The following is a 3,340-nucleotide window of genomic DNA, read 5'->3' as shown; positions in this document are numbered from 1 at the left end:
TGGGCGTGACGGAGGCATCGGCACTGCCGGAATAATACTGTCCTGTCCAGAACTGGGTTCCTTCTGCATTGACCTGAATGGTTGAGAAAGGGCTGGCATTGCTGATTTTCTGATATCCTGTCTGAGGCAGTATATATCTGTAATTGAAAGCGAATAAACTACCGTTGGAATCTTTGCCACATTTATCACCGGTGGTATCACCGGTGCTTACCTCAATGATTTTATTCAGGTCAAATACACGGACGCCCAAATTCGTACTGCTGATATAGAGCTTGCCCTTGAAGTAGGCCATTCCGCCAGCATGCACATTCAGTGGTGCATAAGAGCCATATTGGGAATACCCGGTCGGGTTTGCCGGGATATCGGGCTGCACCAGCAGAATATGCCGGTACATAAGATAAGTGGCTGAACCGGGACTGATGTCGATCAGGGTGATGCGGGAGCCTTTGAATCCGGCTTCATCTTTGGCATACCAGCTGACCAGGAGATAACGCACGCCTTCTCTGGTGAATCCTGCAATTCCCTGCGGCCTCCAGAGCGGTGTCGTCTCATCATCGGTGTTCCAGCGGATGCCCCGTACCCGGTTTTCCTCGGGAATGTTAAAGCCGTAGACTTCAGTATAGGCACTCCCGCCTATGGCCTGGCGGTTTTTGTTGAGCTGGGAAGGATTCAAAAAGCTGAAGCCGGAATTGATGTAGGTACCGGTATCCACATAAGCACTGACTTCTACATCCGTATCTGCAGATGCTCTGCCGGTAAAGGTGGGTAAGGATTGCGCTTCTTCGGTTGAAGCCACGCCGGTATTCTGGCATCCGGTGCCGGTCAGGGCACATACCAACATCCCAGCAAGAAATTTTCTGTGAATCATAATCAATAAGGTGACAGGTTTTCAATTGGATGCGAAGCTACCGTATTCCCGCCGGAATGGGATTTCATTATGATGAATTATATATTACGTTTATGTTGATACCAAAATGGAAACAAACGCTGTCCTCTATAAATATCTGATCGTAAAAGAAAGGGAAATCCGGCCGGGAAAGCAGCCGTTATGGGTTATCATATATGATCACCTCAAATCAAAGCATCGTTCTTGTCACGGATAAAAGAGAGAAAATCGAAAAAAATCATGCCTTGTGACAGCATGCTGAAAAAAAAACGGAGCCTGAAAATCAAGCTCCGCCTATTATATTCCGTTAAAAATTACTTCCCTAAATAAGATTTCAGGATCTTACTTCTGGTGTTGTGCTTCAGTCTTTTGATCGCTTTTTCCTTGATCTGACGAACACGTTCTCTCGTAAGGTCAAAGGTTTCGCCGATTTCTTCCAGGGTCATCGGGTGTTTTCCGTTAAGTCCGAAATACAGCCTTACCAGGTCTGCCTCCCTTGGTGTCAGGGTGTTCAGCGCTCTTTCAATTTCAATCTGCAGGGATTCCAGCATCAGGTCCTTATCCGGACTCGGTGATTCGCCTGAACGCAGTACATCGTAAAGATTGGAGTCTTCACCTTCTACCAGCGGAGCATCCATCGACAGGTGTCTTCCGGAATTCTTCATGGATTCCTTGATATCCTCCTCACTCATATCCAGAACTTCGGCCAGCTCTTCCGGGGAAGGCGGTCTCTCGTTTTCCTGTTCCAGATGGGCATAGGCTTTATTGATCTTGTTGATGGAGCCGATTTTATTCAGCGGCAGCCTCACAATCCTGGATTGTTCCGCAAGCGCCTGTAAAATGGACTGACGGATCCACCAAACTGCATACGAGATAAATTTGAAACCTCGGGTCTCATCATACCTTTTTGCTGCTTTCATCAGTCCCAGATTCCCTTCATTGATCAGATCCGGCAGGGAAAGCCCCTGGTTCTGGTACTGCTTGGATACGGAAACCACGAAACGGAGATTGGCCTTGATCAGTTTTTCCAGTGCGGCTCTGTCGCCTGCCCGGATCCTCTGTGCCAGTTCTACCTCTTCGTCCGCTGTAATCAGTTCCACTTTACCGATTTCCTGCAAATACTTGTCTAATGAAGCAGTCTCCCTGTTGGTTACCTGCTTGGTGATTTTTAATTGTCTCATCTATTTTATCCTCGAAAAAGAGTTTCTACCTATTATACGTCAGGAAAAGTAAAAAGGTTACACGGAGTACAAAATTTTTTTATAAAATGAAGGGCATTCCGGAAAATAATTGTAATTTGCCGGTCTTGCTCTCGTATCGGCGCCTTATTCGGAGAGGGCTGCCGCCAGGGTTTTCTCCGTAACGATATTCTCCGATGCATTCAATACCTGAAATTAAGAATCAGTGTATCATTTTTCAGGAGCTGTTTCCCGCTATCCACTGTATCTTTTTCCGCCCTTGCTGACTGCCGCCGCAGAAAAAGGATGCCGTTTCTATCGGGGCTAAGAAAGATGACATCATCATTTCCGGCAGAGGATATATCAATCAATAGGGCGGGCTTTATCCCGGCTTCATTATCGCGGCATACATCCGGCTTCAGCCAAAACCTATCCGCATCTGGCTAAAGTCCGATCATCAGGCATCCCGTAGTAAATGGGCTGTAAAGTCAAAGTAAGGGGTGAACGTCAAACCTATAAGGTTTTTAAAACCTTACAGGTTTAGTGCCGGTCTGAACGGCAGCTATTGCCTGTTATATCCTGGCATCAATGTCCACCTGCTATACTGCAGCCGGCGCGAAAGAGGAGATCTTTTGCCCCATAGCCCGGATAGAAACGGTTACCCCACAGCAGGCGCAGGGAAAGGCACCGGCGCGAGGAGTAAGAGTGGATAGCCGGAGTAAGCTCCTCATCATTCACTGTAAAATCTACCTGATGACATTTAAAAACCACCCGTCAAAAATTCTCCGGATTTTCGTCACCCCTTCGAAACCGGAAGGGAATTTTGATTAAGTATATTTGCGCCAGACTTCTGATCAATATTGGAAATGCGCAAAGCCTCAGGCAATACGTAAGATTTGCTATCATGGAAAATGTATAGCGGCAATCTCTCACGCTGGTGCGAGCGTCACGCTCGTATCCATATTAGGAAATACGCAAAGCTACGATGCAAATAAGAAGGACCGTTGTATAAGGCACAAAGCATTTGACAAAGTCAGATTTTTAGACCGTTGAATGATTTTTTCAAAGATAGATTCACTGGTGCTGCTGTATTCACGTTAAACCACCCCGGCAAAAATTCCCTGAATTTTTGACACCCCTCCAAGGGAAGGGAATTTCCGTTAAGCATGTAAAGTATATACTAACGATTGTTACAGGAAGTGGACCAATACGGTTGGCCAGCCGTAAAAAGCCACCAGTCCCCTGCGAAGCAGCATTGACGATTGACCTGGTTGCC

General features: G+C 46.7%; 2 protein-coding genes and 1 pseudogene. 1 reads left to right on the top strand and 2 read right to left on the bottom strand.

The features are described from left to right. Together QZ735_RS18610 and QZ735_RS18605 are read right to left on the bottom strand one after the other, a co-directional pair. Positions 1-841 (bottom strand): annotated as a pseudogene (locus tag QZ735_RS18610) (hypothetical protein); the annotation flags it as partial. 359 nt (positions 842-1,200) lie between these two features. After that, a complete protein-coding gene (locus tag QZ735_RS18605; RefSeq protein ID WP_002979276.1) occupies positions 1,201-2,067 on the bottom strand; it encodes an RNA polymerase sigma factor RpoD/SigA in 867 nt (288 codons plus the stop codon). Between the two features lie 585 nt (positions 2,068-2,652). On the opposite strand from QZ735_RS18605, the gene QZ735_RS18600 reads away from it, so the two are divergent. Then, the gene (locus QZ735_RS18600; protein WP_294251825.1) at positions 2,653-2,895 is read left to right on the top strand and encodes a hypothetical protein; all 243 of its coding nucleotides are present in this window, start codon (positions 2,653-2,655) and stop codon (positions 2,893-2,895) included. Positions 2,896-3,340 lie beyond the last annotated feature (445 nt).

Origin of the sequence: uncultured Chryseobacterium sp. (genome assembly GCF_913776365.1) — a bacterium.
Lineage (GTDB): Bacteria > Bacteroidota > Bacteroidia > Flavobacteriales > Weeksellaceae > Chryseobacterium.
This window is presented reverse-complemented; position numbering and strand designations above follow the sequence as displayed.

Excerpts from the sequence above, each read along its gene's own strand:
- QZ735_RS18600 (WP_294251825.1), top strand. The coding sequence starts at position 2,653 with ATGTCCACCTGCTATACTGCAGCCGGCGCGAAAGAGGAGATCTTTTGC.
- QZ735_RS18605 (WP_002979276.1), bottom strand. The coding sequence starts at position 2,067 with ATGAGACAATTAAAAATCACCAAGCAGGTAACCAACAGGGAGACTGCT.